We start from the raw sequence: 16,771 nt of genomic DNA on the forward strand, positions 1-16,771 counted from the left end.
ACCATGCCGACCGGCATCCCCTACGACGAAGCGCGCCGGCGCTACCGGCCCGGTGTGGCCGCGCCGATGCGCAGCGACGAGACCAACGTTGACGCCCTGCTCAAGGCCTATCACCCCGACCACGGGCCCAATGCGCGCGTCGCGTTGGCCGTCGGCGTGAACCGCGGCGAACCCTGCCAGCCGGATCTCGCGCGCTGCCTGCAGGCTAACGCGCTGATCGACGATGTCGACATCGCCGGTGCGCAGCTGGTCTCCACCGATGTGCTGATCATCGGCGGCGGCGGGGGCGGCTGCGCGGCGGCACTGACCGCCGCCGGGCAGGGCGCGCAGGTGATCCTTGCCACCAAGCTGCGTCTTGGCGACAGCAATACCGTGATGGCCGAGGGCGGCATCCAGGCGGCCATCGGCGAGGATGACAGTCCCCAGCTTCACTTCGAGGACACCCTGCGCGCGGGGCATTTCCGCGGCGAGCCCGAGCTTGTTGCGCAGATGGTGATGGACGGGCCCGACGTGATCCGCTGGCTGATCCGGCTGGGCATGATGTTCGACCAGGAAGAAGACCGGCCCTTTGGCGGCAACCTGCTGCGCAAGAAGCCGGGCGGGGCGTCGGCCGCGCGCATCCTGTCCTATCGGGACTACACCGGGCTGGAGATGATGCGCGTGCTGCGCGAGGCGGTGGACCTGGAGCCCGGGGTTGCAGTGTGGAACCGCTGCCCCGCGGTCGAGCTGCTGTCCGACGAGCGCGGCCGCTGCGCCGGCGCCGTGATCTACAACCTCGAATGGCGCACCTTCATGCTGGTGCGCGCCCGTGCCGTGATTCTCGCCACCGGCGGGGCGGGGCGGCTGCACCTGAACAGCTTCCCCACGTCCAATCACTACGGCGCGACCGCGGACGGTCTGGTGCTTGCCTATCGGCTCGGCGCGCGGCTGCGCGAGCTCGATTCGTTCCAGTACCACCCCACCGGCATCGCCTACCCGCCGCACTTGGCGGGCGGCCTGATCTCCGAGGCCGCGCGCTCGGCCGGCGCACGGCTGATCAACGGCGAGGGCGAGCGCTTCGTCGATGAGCTCAAGCCGCGCGACATTGTGGCCTCCGCGATCCTGCGCGAATGCGCGCAGGGCCGCGGCATCGAGCGGGGCGGGCAGGTCGGGGTCTTCCTCGACACGCCGACGCTGGAAATGGAAAACCCCGGCATCCTGGCCAAGCGCCTGGTCACGCTGCGCCATCTCGCGCACAAGTGCGGGCAGGACGCGGCGCAGGAGCCTTTCCTGGTCTATCCGACCCTGCATTACCAGAATGGTGGCGTTGCCATCGACAAGGACGGCGCGACCAGCGTGCCGGGACTTTACTGCGTGGGCGAGGTCACGGGCGGCATCCACGGGCGCAACCGGCTGATGGGCAACGCGCTGCTCGACATCCTGAGCATGGGCCGGCGTGCCGGAGTTAGCGCGGCACAGGCAGGGCGCGGCGCGATGGCCGTGCGCGCCGGCATCGGCCACGTGCATGCGTGGCAGCGGGAACTGACGCTCGCCGGGCTGCCGCTGCATGTCAAGGCACCGCAGCTGTTCCCCGGCTACGCGCATTTCGACCTGCGTGTCGATGCCGGATTGGGCGCCGGCGTACGGGGCCGCACGGTCGGCGGCACGCGGTGAGCGATCGACGGAGCGCGCGATGGAACCCCTGAATCAGGTACTCCTCAACAAGGAAATCCGCGTCGGTGCGGACCTGGAGCGCTGGCTTGCGCGGGGCGGCGGAGAGGGGCTGGCCAGGGCGCTGCGCGATCCGGCCACGATCATCGCCGAAATCGAACAGGCGGACCTGCGCGGCATGGGCGGCGCCGGCTTCGCCACGCATCGCAAATGGGCACCGGTGGCAGCGACCCCGGATGGCGACAAATACATCATCTGCAATGGCAATGAAGACGAGCCGGGGACGTTCAAGGACCGGTTCCTGCTGGAGCATACGCCGCACCAGGTGATCGAGGGCGCATTGATCGCCGCGGCCGCCACCCGTGCCAACCATGTCGTGCTGTACGTCAATCCGCACCAGCCGCTTGCGCTGGACATGACGCGCCAGGCCGTGCGGCAGTGGCAGGCGCACGCGCAGTTCGCCGAGCTGGCGCAACTGGTAGGCGGGCCGGTATCGCTCGGCGTCGTGCCGAGCTCCGGCTTGTACATCGGCGGCGAGGAAACCGCGGTGATCGCAAGCGTCGAGGGCGGGTTCCCGTTCCCGCGCCGCAAGCCGCCTTTCCCGGCCCAGCACGGCGTGCATGGCGCGCCCACCGTCGTCAACAACACCGAGACGCTGGCCCACGTGCCCGGCATCATGCGCCACGGGGCGCAGTGGTATCGCAGTCTCGGCATCGGCAACGCCGCCGGCACCAAGCTGTATTCATTGTCGGGCGACGTGTTGCGGCCCGGGCTGTATGAGCTGCCGATGGGCACGAGCCTGGAGACGCTGGTGTTCGGGCATGGCGGCGGCATGCTCCAGGGCAAGGAATTCAAGGCGGTCTTCACGGGCGGGCCTTCCAATACCCTGCTGACGAAGCGCGACCTCGACGTGGCACTGGACTTCGATTCCGTGCGGCAGCGGCGCTCGCGGCTGGGGACCGGCGCGATGATCGTGGTGTCGGAAGGCACCAGCATCGTCCGCAAGGTGGCCGAGTACGTGAGCTTCTTCGCCCAGGGTTCGTGCGGCCAGTGCCCGCCATGCAAGGGCGGCACCTTCCAGCTGATGCGCCTGCTCAACCGGATCGATACCGGCCGCGGCGTGCGCGCCGACGTGGAAGCGCTGGAAAACCTGTGCCGCATCCTTCCCGGCAGCGGGCGCTGCGGCCTGATCGACGGCGCCGTGACGGTGGTAGACAGCTCCCTCGACCAGTTCCGGGAAGAATATGAGGCGCTTCTGATGGCATAGCCGCACGAAGCAGGCACGAAGCAGACGTCCGGTGCTTCGCGAGGCCCTGGGCGCGCCGGCCCCCTGGCCACGGCCACCACTGGAAGAGGAGCGTACCACCATGAAGCCCACGCGCATTGCCCTGATTGCCGCTGCCATGCTGTCGCTGGCGGGCTGCACGTACTATGGCTATCCACCCACGGCGGGCGCGCCGGCCAGCTACGATCGTTCGTTCTATGCGGCCGCGGATGCCATGCGCGACCAGGGCCTGGTGATCGCCAATCAGGACGCGATGGCCGGCACGGTCGTCGGCAGCAAAGATGGCGATACCGTCACGGCCACTGTCCGCCAGCAAGGCGACGGCAGCGTGCGGGTGGAGTTCAATGCCGCAAGCACGCGCGATCCAGGCCTGATCGAGCGCGTTTCCCGCAGCTATGACCGCCGCATGGGGCGCTGAAAGGCGCCGCGGCAGGCGTCCGCCATGTGCTGGTGATCCCGGCAGCAATCGCCGCCGGAGGCCGGACGCCACGGGTTTCTCCCGCTTGACAGTGGATGACAGGCTTTTATCATTCCCTGTCACGTTTCACTCGGCCCTGCAATGTCGTCTCTTGTCCGCGCTGCGGCCCTCACCAACTACAGCGAGGTCGCCCTGGCTGCCGGGCTGGATCCGGTGCGGATGCTCCTTGACGCGGGCCTGAGCCCGAGCGTCCTGCGCGAGCCGGACCTGATGATCCCGGGCGAGCGCGTCGGGCGGCTGCTGCAGGCGTCCGCGACCCTGTCGGGCAATGAAAGTTTCGGCCTGTGCATGGCCGAGTCGCGCCTGCTGTCCAACCTCGGGCCGGTAGGATTGCTGATCCGCGACCAGGCGACCCTGCGCGACTCGCTGCGCGTCCTGATGCGCTATCAGACCCTGCTCAACAGTGCGCTCTCGCTGGCGGTCGAGGAATGCGACGGGCTGGTGATCATCCGCGAGGCGGTCATCGCCGGCAACGCCCATCAGCCCACGCGCCAAAGGGCGGAGCTCGCACTCGGGGTCATCGTGCGATTGATCCGGCAGCTGCTGGGACCGGACTGGGAACCGCGGCGCGTCTGCTTCGAACATCCCGCGCCACGCGACCTTGCTACGCACCAGCGGTTTTTCGGACCTCGCATCGAATTCGACCATGAATTCAACTGCATTATCTGCACGAAGGCCGATCTCGACGCCCGCAATCCCTCCGCCGATCCCGCCATGGCGCGCTACGCGCAACAACTGGTGGATGCCTTTGCCATTTCCCGGCAAGTGACCATGCTCGATGACGTGCGGCGCATCATCCCGTTGCTGCTGCCCGGCGGGCGCTGCACCATCGAGCAGGTGGCGGACCACCTGGGCGTGGTGTGCCGCACGGTCCAGCGCCGGCTGGCGGAAGAAGGGCAGAGCTTTTCGTCGATCGTCAATGACATCCGCACGGAACTCGCCACGCGCCATGTCCTGGAGAGCGATCGCCCGTTGACCGAGGTGGCGACCCTGCTCGGTTTCTCCGCGCCAAGCGGATTTTCGCGCTGGTATCACGCGCAATTTGGCTGCAGTCCCAAGGAGAGCAGGGCGGCGCGGGGCGCAATGCGCCGGCCGGCCGGGTCCCTGCAGGCCAACACCTAGCACCGCGGCAAGCCATGCCAGATGCGACGTTCCGGTTGCCGGCGGCGACCTGGCCGCCGCCGGCACGAGTTCCGTGTGCGCGAGCTTGTCTACTTGCCTCGCCGGCTTTTGCGGCCAGGGAAGAGGAGGGCTGCGAGCAATAGAGTGCCGACGGTCAGGATGAGAATGTCTTGCATGCCTATGCCTCCCATGAAGATGCCCGATCGAGCGGCCCAATTTAACCGCTCCCCTGTCGCGGCGCTATCCGGCTTTGTCCGACAGCCAGTCTTCGTGGGAAACGCCGGTAACTCTGTCCAAATGAAACAGATGTAATCGAATGTTAGTGCCGCGACTTACGCGGGCATTTGGCAACAGACGGGTTCCGGTGCTTTGGTAGGATCCCGCTCTTTCCGCCAAGCGTCCCGCCGTCGTGAATCGCCGCCCTGTATCGTTGTTTCGAGAGTTCTGCGCACGGTGGTTCATCCGCATCCGACCCTTGGCCGCTGCCAGCATCCTGACAGCCAAGCGCGCCTTCAGCGGCGCACTGCGCCGCCTTCGCCGCCCGACGCGACGAGGCATCTTGCTGACCCTTGCTGCAGTGCCCGCGCTGTTCCTGCTGTACGTGCTCGCGCTCGTACCGTCCACACCGGCTCTCGGCGACATTCGGAAAGCTCGCATCGACCGCCCGGCGATCATCGTGTCCGCCGATGGCAGGGTGCTCGACGAGTTCAAGCCGGTCAATCGCGAGTGGGTGTCGCTCAGGCAGATCTCGCCGTACGTGCTGGACGCATTGATCGCAACCGAGGATCACCGGTTCTACGAGCATCACGGCATTGACTGGCTGCGCATGGCGGCGGCTGCGCTGCATACGTTGTCCGGCGAACGCCAGGGCGGTTCGACGATCACGCAGCAGCTCGCGCGCAACCTGTACCCCGACCAGGTTGGCCGCGCGCCGACCCTCGCGCGCAAAGTCAGGGAGGCGATAACGGCGCTCAAGATCGAAGCCGTGTACAGCAAGGACCAGGTCCTCGAGACGTACCTGAACAATGTACCGTTCCTGTACAACGCCTACGGCGTGGAAATGGCGGCGCGCACCTACTTCGGCAAATCGGCCCAACAGCTCGATATCCTCGAAGGCGCGACACTTGTCGGCATGCTGAAGGCCAACAGCACTTACAACCCCGTGTTGAATCCGTCGCGCGCCGTGCAGCGGCGAAACACTGTGCTTGGGCAGATGAGCAAGCACGGGAAGCTCAGACCCAATGCCCATATCTGGCTGAGCCGGCAACCGCTCAGGGTCAATTTCGCGGTGCAGCCCGCGCCGAGAAGCGCAGCACCGCACTTTTCCGTGCAGTTGCGCAAATGGCTGATCGCATGGGCCGAGCGCAATGGCTACAACATCTACGCCGACGGACTGGTCGTGCGCACGACCATAGATTTCCGGCTGCAGGCCATGGCGTTGCAGGCGGTGGACTGGCAGGCCAGCCAGCTGCAATGGATTGCGAATGAGGCCTGGAGCGAACGCCGGGGCTGTGGGCCGGACAACGACCTGTTCCGGACGTTCATGCGGCAAACGCCGGAATACCGCACCGCACGCGATGCGGGTCGGTCGGATGAGACGGCGCTCAGGAGGCTAGGCAGGAACCCGGCGTTTGTCCGTGACCTCTGCCGAAGCAAGACCCAGGTCCAGGCGGGATTCATCGCGATCGATCCGCGCAACGGCGATATCAAGGCATGGGTCGGTAGTCGTGATTTCACTGACGCGCCGTTCGATCACGTGCAGCAGGCCCGGCGCCAGCCCGGGTCTACGTTCAAGCCCTTCGTCTACGGGGCGGCGTTCGCGGACGGCGCCCGCCCGGACGATACGCTCGTAGACCGCAGCGTTGCCATTCCACTGCGCGGGCAGGCGATGTGGCGGCCTTCCGATGCGGAGCCGCCAACTGGCCGGCCGGTCACGCTGCGCGACGCGCTGGTGTACTCGCGTAATCGCGTCACGGCGCAACTCATGCAGGAGACGCGGCCCGAGAAGGTCGCGCGCCTTGCGCACGCGATGGGTGTGCGAGAAAGCGCGCTCGAACGGGTACCGTCGCTCGCGCTGGGCACGAGCCCGGTCACGCTCAAGGAAATGGTCTCGGCTTACAGCACGATTGCCAACCGCGGCGCCTATGTCGAGCCGCGCATGGTCACCCGCATCGAGGATCACGAGGGCAAGGTGCTCGCCGAATTTAAGAGCGCATCGCCGGAGCAGGCACTACCCGCAGGCGCAGCGCAAACACTCGTCGACGTGATGCGCGATGTCGTGGTCCGGGGCACCGGAGCGCAGATCCGGACGCGCTTCGGCATTCGCGCCGACGTGGCGGGCAAGACGGGCACGACGCAGGACAATGCCGACGGCTGGTTCATCCTGATGCATCCCCAACTGGTCGCGGGCGCCTGGGTGGGCTTCGATGATGGACGTGTGACGCTCGGCGACTACTGGGGGCAGGGCGCGCGCAGCGCCCTGCCGATGGTGGGCGCGTTCTACGACATGGCGCTGCGCGCACGAGCGGTCGACCCGGAGGCGCGCTTCAGTCCCGAGACCCGGGCGTCTCGTAAGGTCCATACGCCGCGGCATCGGCGCTTCCTGTTCTGGGGCGACTGAAAAGGCTTGGCGCCCATCGCTTTCCGGCATGGCTAGCTGCGAATGACGGCAGCCTCGTCCGCACGCCGCCTGCGCCGCGACCGGAACACCTTGTGCGCAGAGGCAGTCAGCCGGTCCCAATGGTGGCGCCAGGATGGGCGCGTCGCGGTACCGGTCGAACGGCCCGGCTGCGCTGGCTCCATGTCTGCCTGCCCTTCTGCCTGAGTTTCCGCCTGCGCTTCTGCCTGCATTTCTGCCTGCATTTCTGCCTGCGTTTCTGCCCGCCCTTCTGCCTGCGATAAAGGCTGTACCAGGATGGCGTACCGGCTGTACTGGGCCAGCAACTCATCCCGACTAACCTCCTGTTCACCGCCGCCCCAACCCGGCAGCGCGACCAGCAGGCGTCCGTGCTCGCGGCGCTCCAGCAGTACGCACGGTCTGCGCTTGTGTAGCAGCAGGATTACCGGTAGTACGCGGTCAGGGATCGTGTCCAACTCCATCTCCGCGAGCCGCGTCGACAAGCCCGCGTGCGCCGCCGCGTCGCCCAGCTGCGGCAACGTGAGGCGGTGTGGCAGCTCTTTCAGGACGCCCGTCGGTATTGGCCGCTGCCATACCCGGTTGAGCAGCAACAGGCAGCCCAGCAGCGGATCATCCGCGCCCGTCAGACGGTCCCCGCCCGCAGGCTCGCGGTGTCCGGCCATGGCGTCGCACTCGAAACTGCCGGGCCACACAATGGGTGTTGTCCAGGGTGGTGCGACACGTGACGCCTTGGGCCGCTTCTGGGTCGACCTTGGCGTCGGTGTTCCAACTGGTTCAGGCGCCTCGCACAATAGAAGCTCGGCAGGCTCGTGCGGCCCGCACGGGTTCCACTCACCCATGATTCCCCCCCGGTTTCAGTGGTGTGGCAGTTTCATGCAAGCGTAGTGGACGAGGGCACCCGTTCCCATCATTCAGACAGGGGACTTCGAGGCTGATTCGGCTTTGAAACATCGCCTGGATCATGCACTCCGGGCCAGTGCCGCCAAACCGCGAGGACAAGTGGGCAGAACAAGCCGTGATCCTTGCCGCAAGCCGGGGCGGCCGGCGTGTTGATGACACCCACGTTTCATTTTCCGAACATCCTTTCGGGGGAGTCTGCCCTTGGCTTGCCGATGCGCGGTCCCGGGCGGAATAAAGCTCCCGCTTTCGCGGGGTAGACAGCGTGTGCACGCAATCTGTGCCCGAACTCGCGATAGTGGCCTCGATGACTAAAAGCCTTGTACGTAAAGGCTTTGTGGGAATCCGCGAGGCCCGTCGACCGGCCCGCATGCAATGGCCATCGTGCGCTCCGGCAACCGCCTCCGACCCGGTCCGATGCACGCTGCGGGCGCTCCTGGCGCGTACCCGGCGCTCGTCCATAGGGGCGATTTTTCTTTCCAATTCCGCCAGCTAGATTGAACGCATCGTTGGCGTCAGCGCAAGCGATCGGATCTCAATGTAGCTAAAAAAAGCCGGGAAAAAGGGGGTATTCATGAAACGCATCCACATGAGGCTCGCAGCGGTACCGTTTGCCTGTCTGATTTTCACGGTGGCCGGTTGCGGAGGAGGCGGGGGCGACTCGGCCCCCGCCAGCACCAATTCCGCCGCGACAACGACGGGCAACACCGGGCCGTCCACGTCCACGAACGCGCCAGCGCCAGCCGACGCGGGCAGCGCCATGCTGTCCGGTACCACTGACCCCGGGCCCGAAATCGGCAAGGACGGGGACTATTACCTGAATACCGCGACCTGGATGCTGTTCGGGCCCAAGGCAAACGGCGCGTGGCCGGCGGGGGTGTCGATCGCAGGGCCGGCGGGCGGGAGCGGCGCCCAGGGCAACACCGGCACCGGCGGCAATACGGGCCTGGCGGGCAATACCATCCTGTCCGGCTCCACCGATCCGACTGACGGCGTCGGCAACAATGGCGACTACTACATCAACACTTCGACCTCGACCCTGTTCGGGCCGAAGGCGGACGGCACCTGGCCGCCGGGCGTTCCGCTGGGTGGCGGGACCGGATCGTCGGGCCCCGGCGGCGGCACCGTGCTGACCGGCGCGGGGGCTCCGGACAACAGCGTCGGCAACAATGGCGATTTCTACCTCGATACCAATACCTGGACGCTGTACGGGCCCAAGGCCAACGACCAGTGGCCGGCGGGGGTGTCGCTGGTGGGGCAGTCAGGCAGCGGCGGGACCGGCGGCACGGGCGGTACCGGTGGCGGCACGGTCGGCAATGGCGGCCACATCCTGTACGGCAGCGGTGCGCCGACCGACAGCATCGGCGTCGATGGCGATTTCTATTTCGATACCTCGACTTCGACGATGTACGGGCCGAAGCAGGACGGCAAGTGGCCGACCACCGGCGTGACGATGACGACGTCGACTGTGTACAACGGCAATTTCAACGTACCGGACACGCTTACCCGCGGCCATTACGTCATGACCGGCGCCGGCGGTGCGGTGCCACGGCCGTCAGACTTCGGTGTCGTGATTCCATATGACTGCACCCGCGTCACGCTCACTGCAAGCACGCTTGGCAAGGTGCAGGGATCGCTGGACATCTCGGTGTACAAGGTGACGGGGGCGGGCGTTACAGCGAGCCTGTCGGAGGTTGGCAGCCTGAGTTGCAAGGTGACCAACGGCCTGCAGAGCTGCACCCGGGAGGTGGCCGCCGGAACCGTTCTCCACAACGACAAGCTGCAGGTCCAGGTGGACACCAACCAGGCCACCGACTGGGGCGGACTGGCCGTCAACCTCGCCTGCGCCAAGTAAGCTGGGCTGGATCAGGCGCGTCCCGTGGCCGGGCATCGAATTGCCCGGCCACGTAGGCGCGGCTTGCCATATTGCGGGCCCAGACCAGGCTCAAAGCGATGGGACAGCGGTCATGACCGCAATCAGCAGGCCGAGTGCGATGCGATACCAGGCAAATACCTGCAGCGAATGTCGCGCGACAAGGCGGATCATCGCATTGACGACAAACAGCGCCGAGATGAACGCCGCGGTAAAACCGGCGGCAATGGCCCAGAGGTCTGCCATGCTGAGCAAATGGTAGTGCCGCATGGCGTCGTAGCTGGCGGCGCCCAGCATGGTGGGGATGGCGAGAAAGAACGAGAACTCGGTGGCGGCTTGCCGCGACACGCCCGACAGCATGCCTCCGATGATGGTGGCGCCCGAGCGGGACGTGCCGGGGATCATGGCCACGCACTGTGCAAAGCCGATGCCGATGGCTTGCTTCCAGCCGAAATCTTCGATGGTGTGAATGCGAGGCACTGCCCTGCGCCGCTCCACCCAGAGAATGACCAGGCCGCCCACGATCAACGCAGCCGCGACGACAGGGGGATGGAAGAGCCGGTGCTTGATGGGCCCGATGAGCAGTGCGCCGATGACCGCTGCAGGCAGGAAGGCGACCAGCACCGCCGTGGCAAAGCGCAGCGCCTCCGGATCCCTTCGGACCACGCCCTCGCACAGGTGCGTGATTTTGGCACGGTACAGCCAGCACACGGCCAGGATGGCGCCGAGCTGGATCACCACGTCGAACACGCGCGCCTCGCTGGACGCAAAGTCGATCCAGTCTCCGACCAGAATCAGGTGCCCGGTGCTCGATACGGGCAGGAATTCCGTCAAGCCCTCGAGAATGCCGAGAAAGAACGCCTTGCCCACGTGGATCCAGTCAATCATGTGGCTGCTGCCTCTCTGGTTGCGTTGCTGAGATTACAAGCGGGCATATGAGCCACCGCCGCCGTAAGCAAACAATGGATCAGGCCGAACCGTCTCGTAGTCCCGGATGCGCATCGCGATGCTGGTGTACGCGTGGACGTATTCTTCGAGCGCTGCCTTCGGGTTCCTGCCGATCACATCGTAGATGGCTTCGGCGAACTCGGAGTCGGTCCAGACCGTTCCCGCGTGGGCAATGACCTCAGCCATCGCGCGGTAGAACCTGCCCTCATCGACAGGGTGTGCGCTGTACCAGGACGGATGAGTGAGCCACTGCCTGAGCGCCTTGGCAATTTCGCTTTGTGCAGACATCCGGGTGTTTCCAGTATGCTCGGGCGGAGCGAGGATCATCGCGTCTGCTTCTAGGCAATCACGCTGTCAGAGTAAAGGCAGCCACGCCGCTCCAGGTAGCTGCGGAACTCTGCGCCGGTTTCATGGTGCTTGAGCGCATAATCGACCGTCGCCTTCAGGTAGCCCAGCTTGCTGCCGCAGTCGTAACGCGTGCCCTGGTAACGGTAGGCCAGCACCTGTTCGTGGCTCAGCAGCGACTGGATCGCATCGGTCAGCTGGAACTCGCCGCCGGCGCCGGGCTTCAGTGCGCGCAGGTGGTCGAAGATGCGCGGCGTCAGGATGTAGCGGCCGACCACGCCCAGATTCGAAGGGGCCTCTTCCGGCGCGGGCTTCTCGACGATGCCCGATACCTTGATCACGCCTTCGCCCCATTCACGGCCTTCGACCACGCCGTAGGAGCGGCTCTGCTCGGGCAAGATCTCTTCGACCCCCAGCACCGAGCAGTTGTAGTGGTTGTAGGCATCCACCATCTGTTTCATCACCGGCGGGTTGCCGTCGATCAGGTCATCGGCCAGCATGATCGCGAACGGCGTGTTGCCAACCAGCTTGGCCGCGCACAGTACCGCATGACCCAGGCCCAGCGCCTCGGACTGGCGCACGTAGTAGCACTCCACGTTGGCCGGCTTGATCGAGCGCACTACGTCCAGCAGTGCCCGCTTGTTCTTGGCCTCGAGTTCCACCTCCAGTTCGAAGGCCTTGTCGAAATGGTCCTCGATGGCGCGCTTGGAGCGGCCGGTGACGAAAATCATCTCGGTAATGCCGGCGGCCATGGCTTCTTCCACGGCGTACTGGATCAGCGGCTTGTCCACCACCGGCAGCATTTCCTTCGGGCTGGCCTTGGTGGCGGGCAGGAAGCGGGTGCCCAGGCCCGCAACCGGGAAGACGGCTTTGCTGACGCGACTCGTCATTTGAGTTGCTCCCTTCTATTTTGATAATGCTGCTAACGGCAAAGAAAGAGGGTGTAGGCGCAACAGGGAATCGATCGCCTACACCCTTAAGTCGGCAACGGGGTGCCACCGGGAATTGTGCTGCGTCGCAGCATCCACGGTACCCCCCACGCGTTGGGACAGGAAGAAGGCAAAAACGTGGTTGGCGCGACGGCAATTGTCAGTCAGCCCGATCATTGGAAACTTTCCACACCTCGGTGTGGGGCCTACCGAAACGGGGTAAGACGGGTTTCGCCGCCCCTCAATAATCAAGGCCGGCAAGCACTGACCCCGTTGCCGCTCCCGTAAGGGTGTAGACGCTTCCCCGCGTCTACGCCCTCTTTTTTGGGCTTTCGCAAGTTGCGCGAAGCAGGGCATTAGGCCCGGGGCGGCCTGCTCGGCGAGGCGCCCGTCGACCCCGACACCGCTTCATTGCCGTCCATTCCATTTTTCGTTTCCACTCTGATGGGGGGATCGGAAACTTACTGAAAACGCCGGTTGCGCCTTGAAGATGTAGTCCCACGGGCCATAAACTTCGCCGGTCATTTGCGAAATGACGCAGTGCAAAAAGAGCGCGCCTCCGCGCCGTGCAACACGAAGCCAACACCGCCAGGTTCAAGTCCGCAGGCAATGCAAACAAGCGGAAAGGCACCCACGTGTGCCATGTCGAACCAGCGGAACCGCCGCTGCTCAACCCGCCAGGGAGACGGCGGGCAATGCGGGTCTTCTTGCAAACAAGGGAATCATCGAGACGTGCTAAAGCTTTCAAGCAGATTGAGGTTTGGCAGGGCCGCCATGTGCGTGGGGATCATTCCATTGCTGGCTTCCTGCGCACTCGCGCCAGGCATGCGCTTCGACCCACAGCGTCCGCTCGACCCGGAAGATCCGGAATCGGTGCCCAGGATCACGCAGATCACGCCGGCGCTGGTGCGTACGCTGAAGGCCACCACGCCATCGGTAAACGTCGGGGTGGAGGAGCTGTACGACGTTCCAAAGCCCTATACCGTGGGCGTCGGTGACATCCTGTCGATCGTTGTTTGGGACCACCCGGAGCTGGTGTTCCCCACGCAGACTTACTCGATCGGTGCGGCCTACGAGATACCGAGCTACAGCGGTGCCGCCAACATACCGGGCTATGTCGTCAGCCCTGCCGGCACCATCCAGTTTCCTTATGCCGGTGTGCTCAAGGTTCTCGGCCAGACCCCGGATCAGATCCGCGGGCAACTGAGCACCCAGCTCAAGCCCGTCGTCAACATGCCGCAGGTCACCGTACGTGTGCTCGCCTTTCGCAGCAAGCGTGTCTACCTCGACGGCGAAGTGAAGACGCCTGGCCCGCAGAATATCGACGACGTGCCGATGACCCTGGTCGAAGCGCTCAACCGCGCTGGCGGTGTCAACGTCCTGACCGGCGATAACAGCCGCATCCGCATCTCGCGCGACGGGAAAAATTACTTCGTCAGCCTGCCTGCGCTGTTGCAGCAAGGCATCGACCCGGCCAGCATCCTGCTGCGCAACGGCGACATCGTGCGCGTGGAGCAACGTGAGGACAGCAAGGTCTTCGTGACCGGCGAAGTCGTGAAGCCGACCCCGGTAATGCCGCGGAACGGCCGGCTCACGCTCAGCGAAGCGATTGGTGAAGCTGGTGGCCTGAACCCCAACTCCGCCAACGCCAAGGAACTTTACGTGATCCGCAAGGGTACGGACGGACAAGCCGAGGTGTTCCACCTTGACGGCAAGTCGCCTGTGGCATTTGCGCTGGCCGAAGCGTTCGAATTGAAGCCGAGGGACGTTGTCTACGTGGATGCCGCGGGCGTGGTCCGCTGGAGCCGTGTGATCAACCAACTGCTGCCGAGCGGAAACTTCTTCACGTCCACGGCGAACGCAGTCAAATGATCAAGACCGTACTCGTGGTGTGCATCGGCAATATTTGCCGGAGTCCGATGGCAGAGGGCCTGCTCAGGCAGGCGCTGCCCGAGGGCGACGTCGGCTCCGCCGGGCTGGGTGCGCTTGCCGGACAGGCTGCCGATCCGAAGGCGGTGGACCTCATGAGTCAGCAGGGCGTGGACATTTCGGGCCATCGGGCCCAGCAACTCAGTTACGCCATGATCCGGCGCGCGGACCTGATACTCGTCATGGACGGCGCCCAGCGCCAGGAGATTCAGCGCTTGCACCCCGCTACCACGGGGCGCGTGTTCCGCCTGGGCGAACTGGGAAAGTTCGATGTGCCGGATCCCTATCGCCAGCCACGTCCGGCCTTCGAAAATGCGCTGCAACTGATCCGGCGCGGCGTGGAATCGTGGGTGCCTCGCATCCGGGCCCTGGGTTAAACATACTGTCCTGCCTCCAATGAACAATTCCACTTACGTTCCTGTCGCGGCGCCCAGTCAGTCAGAAGAGATCGCCCTCGTTCGCTATCTGGACGTGCTGGTGGCAAGCCGCTGGCTCATCGCGGCGATTGCCATTGCCATCCTTGCGCTTGGGGTGAGCTATGCGTTCCTGGCGCGGCCGGTTTACGAGGCGAATATCCTCGTGCAGGTCGAAGACAGCCAGAACAGTCCCAACGGCCTGCTGGGCGACGTCTCCTCGCTGTTCGACGTCAAGACGCAGGCGACCGCGGAAATCGAGATCCTGCGCTCGCGAATGATCGTCGGCAAGGCGGTGGACAATCTGCGGCTCTATATCGATGCCAAGCCAAAGTATTTCCCGTTGATCGGGCCATGGATCGCGAGCCAGTCAAAAGGGCTTTCCGAGCCGGGCCTGTTTGGCACGGGAGGATATGCCTGGGGTTCGGAATCCATCGCGGTTTCCACGTTCGACGTACCCGAGGAACTGCAAGGCGAGAACTTCGTACTGACCAGCCTGGGTGATGGCCGCTACCGGCTCGAGCAGAGCAGTCTCGACAAGCCCATCGACGGCCGTGTCGGGGAAACCGTAGAAGCGGACCATGCCGTCGGGAAGATCCGGCTGCTGGTGAGCGCACTGAAGGCGAAGCCCGGCATTGTCTTCAACCTTGTGCGGAACTCTCGTTTGAAGACAGTGGAGCAGTTGCAGCTCCAGTTGAATATCGCGGAGAAGGGCAAGCAGAGCGGCATGATCGGGGCCTCGCTCGAAGGCAACGATGCCAGGCTGACCGCGGCGATCCTGAACGAGATCGGTGACGAGTACGTGGCGCAGAACATCAATCGCAAGGCCGCGGAAGCAGAAAAGTCCCTGCTGTTCCTGAATAACCTGCTGCCGCAGCTGAAGGGCGAGCTCGAACGCGCCGAGGTCAAGTACAACGCCATGCGCAATGAGCGTGGCACCTTCAACCTCAGCGAAGAGGGCAAGGCATTCCTGCAGGAGAGTGTGACGGCCGAGACCTCGCTGCTCGAACTCAAGCAGAAGCGTGCCGAGTTGCTGACGCGCTTCGCGCCGGGCCATCCTTCCATGCAGGCCCTGGACCAGCAGATCGCCACGCTCGGTACCAAGGTCGGATCGATCGCCAGCCGTGTCAAGGCCTTGCCCAACCTGGAGCAGGACACCTTGCGCCTGATGCGCGACGTCCAGGTCAACAACGACCTCTACGTCGGCATGCTGAACAATATGCAGCAGCTCAAGCTGGTGAAGGCCGGCAAGGTCGGCAGCGTGCGCCTCGTGGATAGCTCGCCGGTCCCCGAGGAGCCGGTCAAGCCAAAGAAGGCCCTGGTGATCGTCCTGGCCGCGGTGCTGGGCCTGCTGGCGGGCGCGGTCGTGGCCTTTGTCCGCAATGCCTTGTTCGGCGGGATCACGGATCCCAAGGACATCGAGGAACATACCGGCCTCAACGTGTATGCCACCGTTCCGCAATCCGAGCACCAGATCAGCCTCAGCAAGGAAATCCATTCGCGCAAGCGGGGCCAGTATCTGCTGGCGGACCGCTACCCGAACGAGCCATCGGTGGAAAGCCTGCGCAGCCTGCGGACATCACTGCAGTTTGCCATGCTGGATGCGAACAACAACCGCGTGCTGCTGACCGGCGCGACGGCCGGCGTGGGCAAGTCCTTCGTCTCGGTCAACCTGGCGGCGTTGATGGCGTCGGGCGGCAAGCGTGTGCTGCTGGTGGATGCCGACATGCGCAAGGGCTACCTGAACCAGTACTTCGGCAAGGACCGGGATCCAGGATTGTCGGACGTGCTCGCCGGGAAGCTTGCGCTGGAAGAGGTCGTTCACCGCGACGTCGTCCCGGGGCTGGATTTCATCGGCACGGGGACCATACCGCCCAATCCTGCCGAGCTCATGCTCAGCGAGCGCATGGTCAGGCTGCTCGAAGGCCTCAGCGATCGCTATGACATGCTCATGATCGACACGCCCCCCGTGCTGGCGGTCGCCGACGCTGCGATCCTGGCCGAACGTTGCGCCACGGTCTTCCTGGTCACGCGCTTCGGCAAGAGCTCGATCGGCGAGATCTCGGAGTGCGCCAAGCAGCTTGGACAGGTAAACGTGAGTGTCAAGGGGGTGATCTTCAACGGACTGGATCCCAATGCCTTCCGCTATGGCTACGGTTCCAAATACGGGCGCTATCGCTATGCCTACTACGGCTACGGCAATGGCGAGAAATCGTAACGCCGAAGCGCATTGGCCATCGTGGAACGCCGCTAGCGGGGGATCG

Annotated in this window: 14 protein-coding genes; 9 read left to right on the forward strand and 5 right to left on the reverse strand. The window is 64.9% G+C overall.

Features of this window, described 5'->3' with window-relative positions:
* The first annotated feature begins 3 nt into the window (after positions 1–3).
* The 5 genes from IPF36_RS32855 (at position 4) to IPF36_RS32875 (ending at position 7,155) form a co-directional block, all read left to right on the forward strand.
* Positions 4–1,653 (forward strand): FAD-binding protein, encoded by a 1,650-nt coding sequence (locus IPF36_RS32855; protein ID WP_135705145.1) that lies wholly within the window; start codon positions 4–6, stop codon positions 1,651–1,653.
* Between the two features lie 19 nt (positions 1,654–1,672).
* The gene (locus tag IPF36_RS32860; protein ID WP_195432137.1) at positions 1,673–2,917 is read left to right on the forward strand and encodes an NADH-quinone oxidoreductase subunit F; all 1,245 of its coding nucleotides are present in this window, start codon (positions 1,673–1,675) and stop codon (positions 2,915–2,917) included.
* 100 nt (positions 2,918–3,017) lie between these two features.
* A complete protein-coding gene (locus IPF36_RS32865; RefSeq protein ID WP_133098587.1) occupies positions 3,018–3,353 on the forward strand; it encodes a hypothetical protein in 336 nt (111 codons plus the stop codon).
* 141 nt (positions 3,354–3,494) lie between these two features.
* The gene (locus tag IPF36_RS32870) at positions 3,495–4,535 is read left to right on the forward strand and encodes an AraC family transcriptional regulator (RefSeq protein WP_195432138.1); all 1,041 of its coding nucleotides are present in this window, start codon (positions 3,495–3,497) and stop codon (positions 4,533–4,535) included.
* Positions 4,536–4,944: 409 nt separating this feature from the next.
* Positions 4,945–7,155, forward strand: a complete 2,211-nt coding sequence (locus IPF36_RS32875; RefSeq protein WP_195432143.1) for a transglycosylase domain-containing protein — start codon at positions 4,945–4,947, stop codon at positions 7,153–7,155.
* A 32-nt stretch (positions 7,156–7,187) separates the two neighbouring features.
* Here IPF36_RS32875 and IPF36_RS32880 read toward each other — a convergent pair whose 3' ends face one another.
* Both IPF36_RS32880 and IPF36_RS34940 read right to left on the reverse strand, forming a co-directional pair.
* Positions 7,188–7,835, reverse strand: coding sequence for a cysteine peptidase family C39 domain-containing protein (locus IPF36_RS32880; RefSeq protein ID WP_255519980.1), 648 nt, complete (start codon positions 7,833–7,835; stop codon positions 7,188–7,190).
* A gap of 727 nt (positions 7,836–8,562) precedes the next feature.
* Complete coding sequence (locus tag IPF36_RS34940) at positions 8,563–8,832, reverse strand: hypothetical protein (protein WP_240745959.1); 270 nt, start codon at positions 8,830–8,832, stop codon at positions 8,563–8,565.
* Between IPF36_RS34940 and IPF36_RS32885 the strand changes: the two genes are divergently transcribed.
* Positions 8,831–9,925: a hypothetical protein gene (locus tag IPF36_RS32885; RefSeq protein ID WP_255519981.1), complete on the forward strand. Its 1,095-nt coding sequence runs from the start codon at positions 8,831–8,833 to the stop codon at positions 9,923–9,925. The genes IPF36_RS34940 and IPF36_RS32885 overlap by 2 nt on opposite strands.
* 90 nt (positions 9,926–10,015) lie before the next feature.
* Here the strand turns inward: IPF36_RS32885 and IPF36_RS32890 are convergent, their stop codons facing one another.
* The 3 genes from IPF36_RS32890 to galU are packed head-to-tail and all read right to left on the reverse strand — an operon-like array spanning position 10,016 to position 12,126.
* Complete coding sequence (locus tag IPF36_RS32890; RefSeq protein WP_195432147.1) at positions 10,016–10,831, reverse strand: undecaprenyl-diphosphate phosphatase; 816 nt, start codon at positions 10,829–10,831, stop codon at positions 10,016–10,018.
* Between the two features lie 33 nt (positions 10,832–10,864).
* Positions 10,865–11,218, reverse strand: a complete 354-nt coding sequence (locus IPF36_RS32895) for a hypothetical protein (protein ID WP_195432149.1) — start codon at positions 11,216–11,218, stop codon at positions 10,865–10,867.
* Between the two features lie 11 nt (positions 11,219–11,229).
* The gene (gene galU, locus IPF36_RS32900; protein ID WP_135705149.1) at positions 11,230–12,126 is read right to left on the reverse strand and encodes a UTP--glucose-1-phosphate uridylyltransferase GalU; all 897 of its coding nucleotides are present in this window, start codon (positions 12,124–12,126) and stop codon (positions 11,230–11,232) included.
* 771 nt (positions 12,127–12,897) lie between these two features.
* On the opposite strand from galU, the gene IPF36_RS32905 reads away from it, so the two are divergent.
* Genes IPF36_RS32905 through IPF36_RS32915 form a run of 3 tightly spaced genes read left to right on the forward strand, consistent with a single transcriptional unit; the run spans position 12,898 to position 16,725 of the window.
* Entirely contained in the window at positions 12,898–14,037 is a 1,140-nt protein-coding gene (locus tag IPF36_RS32905) for a polysaccharide biosynthesis/export family protein (protein ID WP_135705150.1), read from the forward strand.
* Entirely contained in the window at positions 14,034–14,471 is a 438-nt protein-coding gene (locus IPF36_RS32910) for a low molecular weight protein-tyrosine-phosphatase (RefSeq protein ID WP_135705151.1), read from the forward strand. Before IPF36_RS32905 ends, IPF36_RS32910 begins: the two co-directional genes overlap by 4 nt.
* 19 nt (positions 14,472–14,490) lie before the next feature.
* The gene (locus IPF36_RS32915; protein ID WP_135705152.1) at positions 14,491–16,725 is read left to right on the forward strand and encodes a polysaccharide biosynthesis tyrosine autokinase; all 2,235 of its coding nucleotides are present in this window, start codon (positions 14,491–14,493) and stop codon (positions 16,723–16,725) included.
* Positions 16,726–16,771 lie beyond the last annotated feature (46 nt).

It is taken from the genome of Cupriavidus sp. IK-TO18, assembly GCF_015549295.1.
Classification (GTDB): domain Bacteria; phylum Pseudomonadota; class Gammaproteobacteria; order Burkholderiales; family Burkholderiaceae; genus Cupriavidus; species Cupriavidus oxalaticus_A.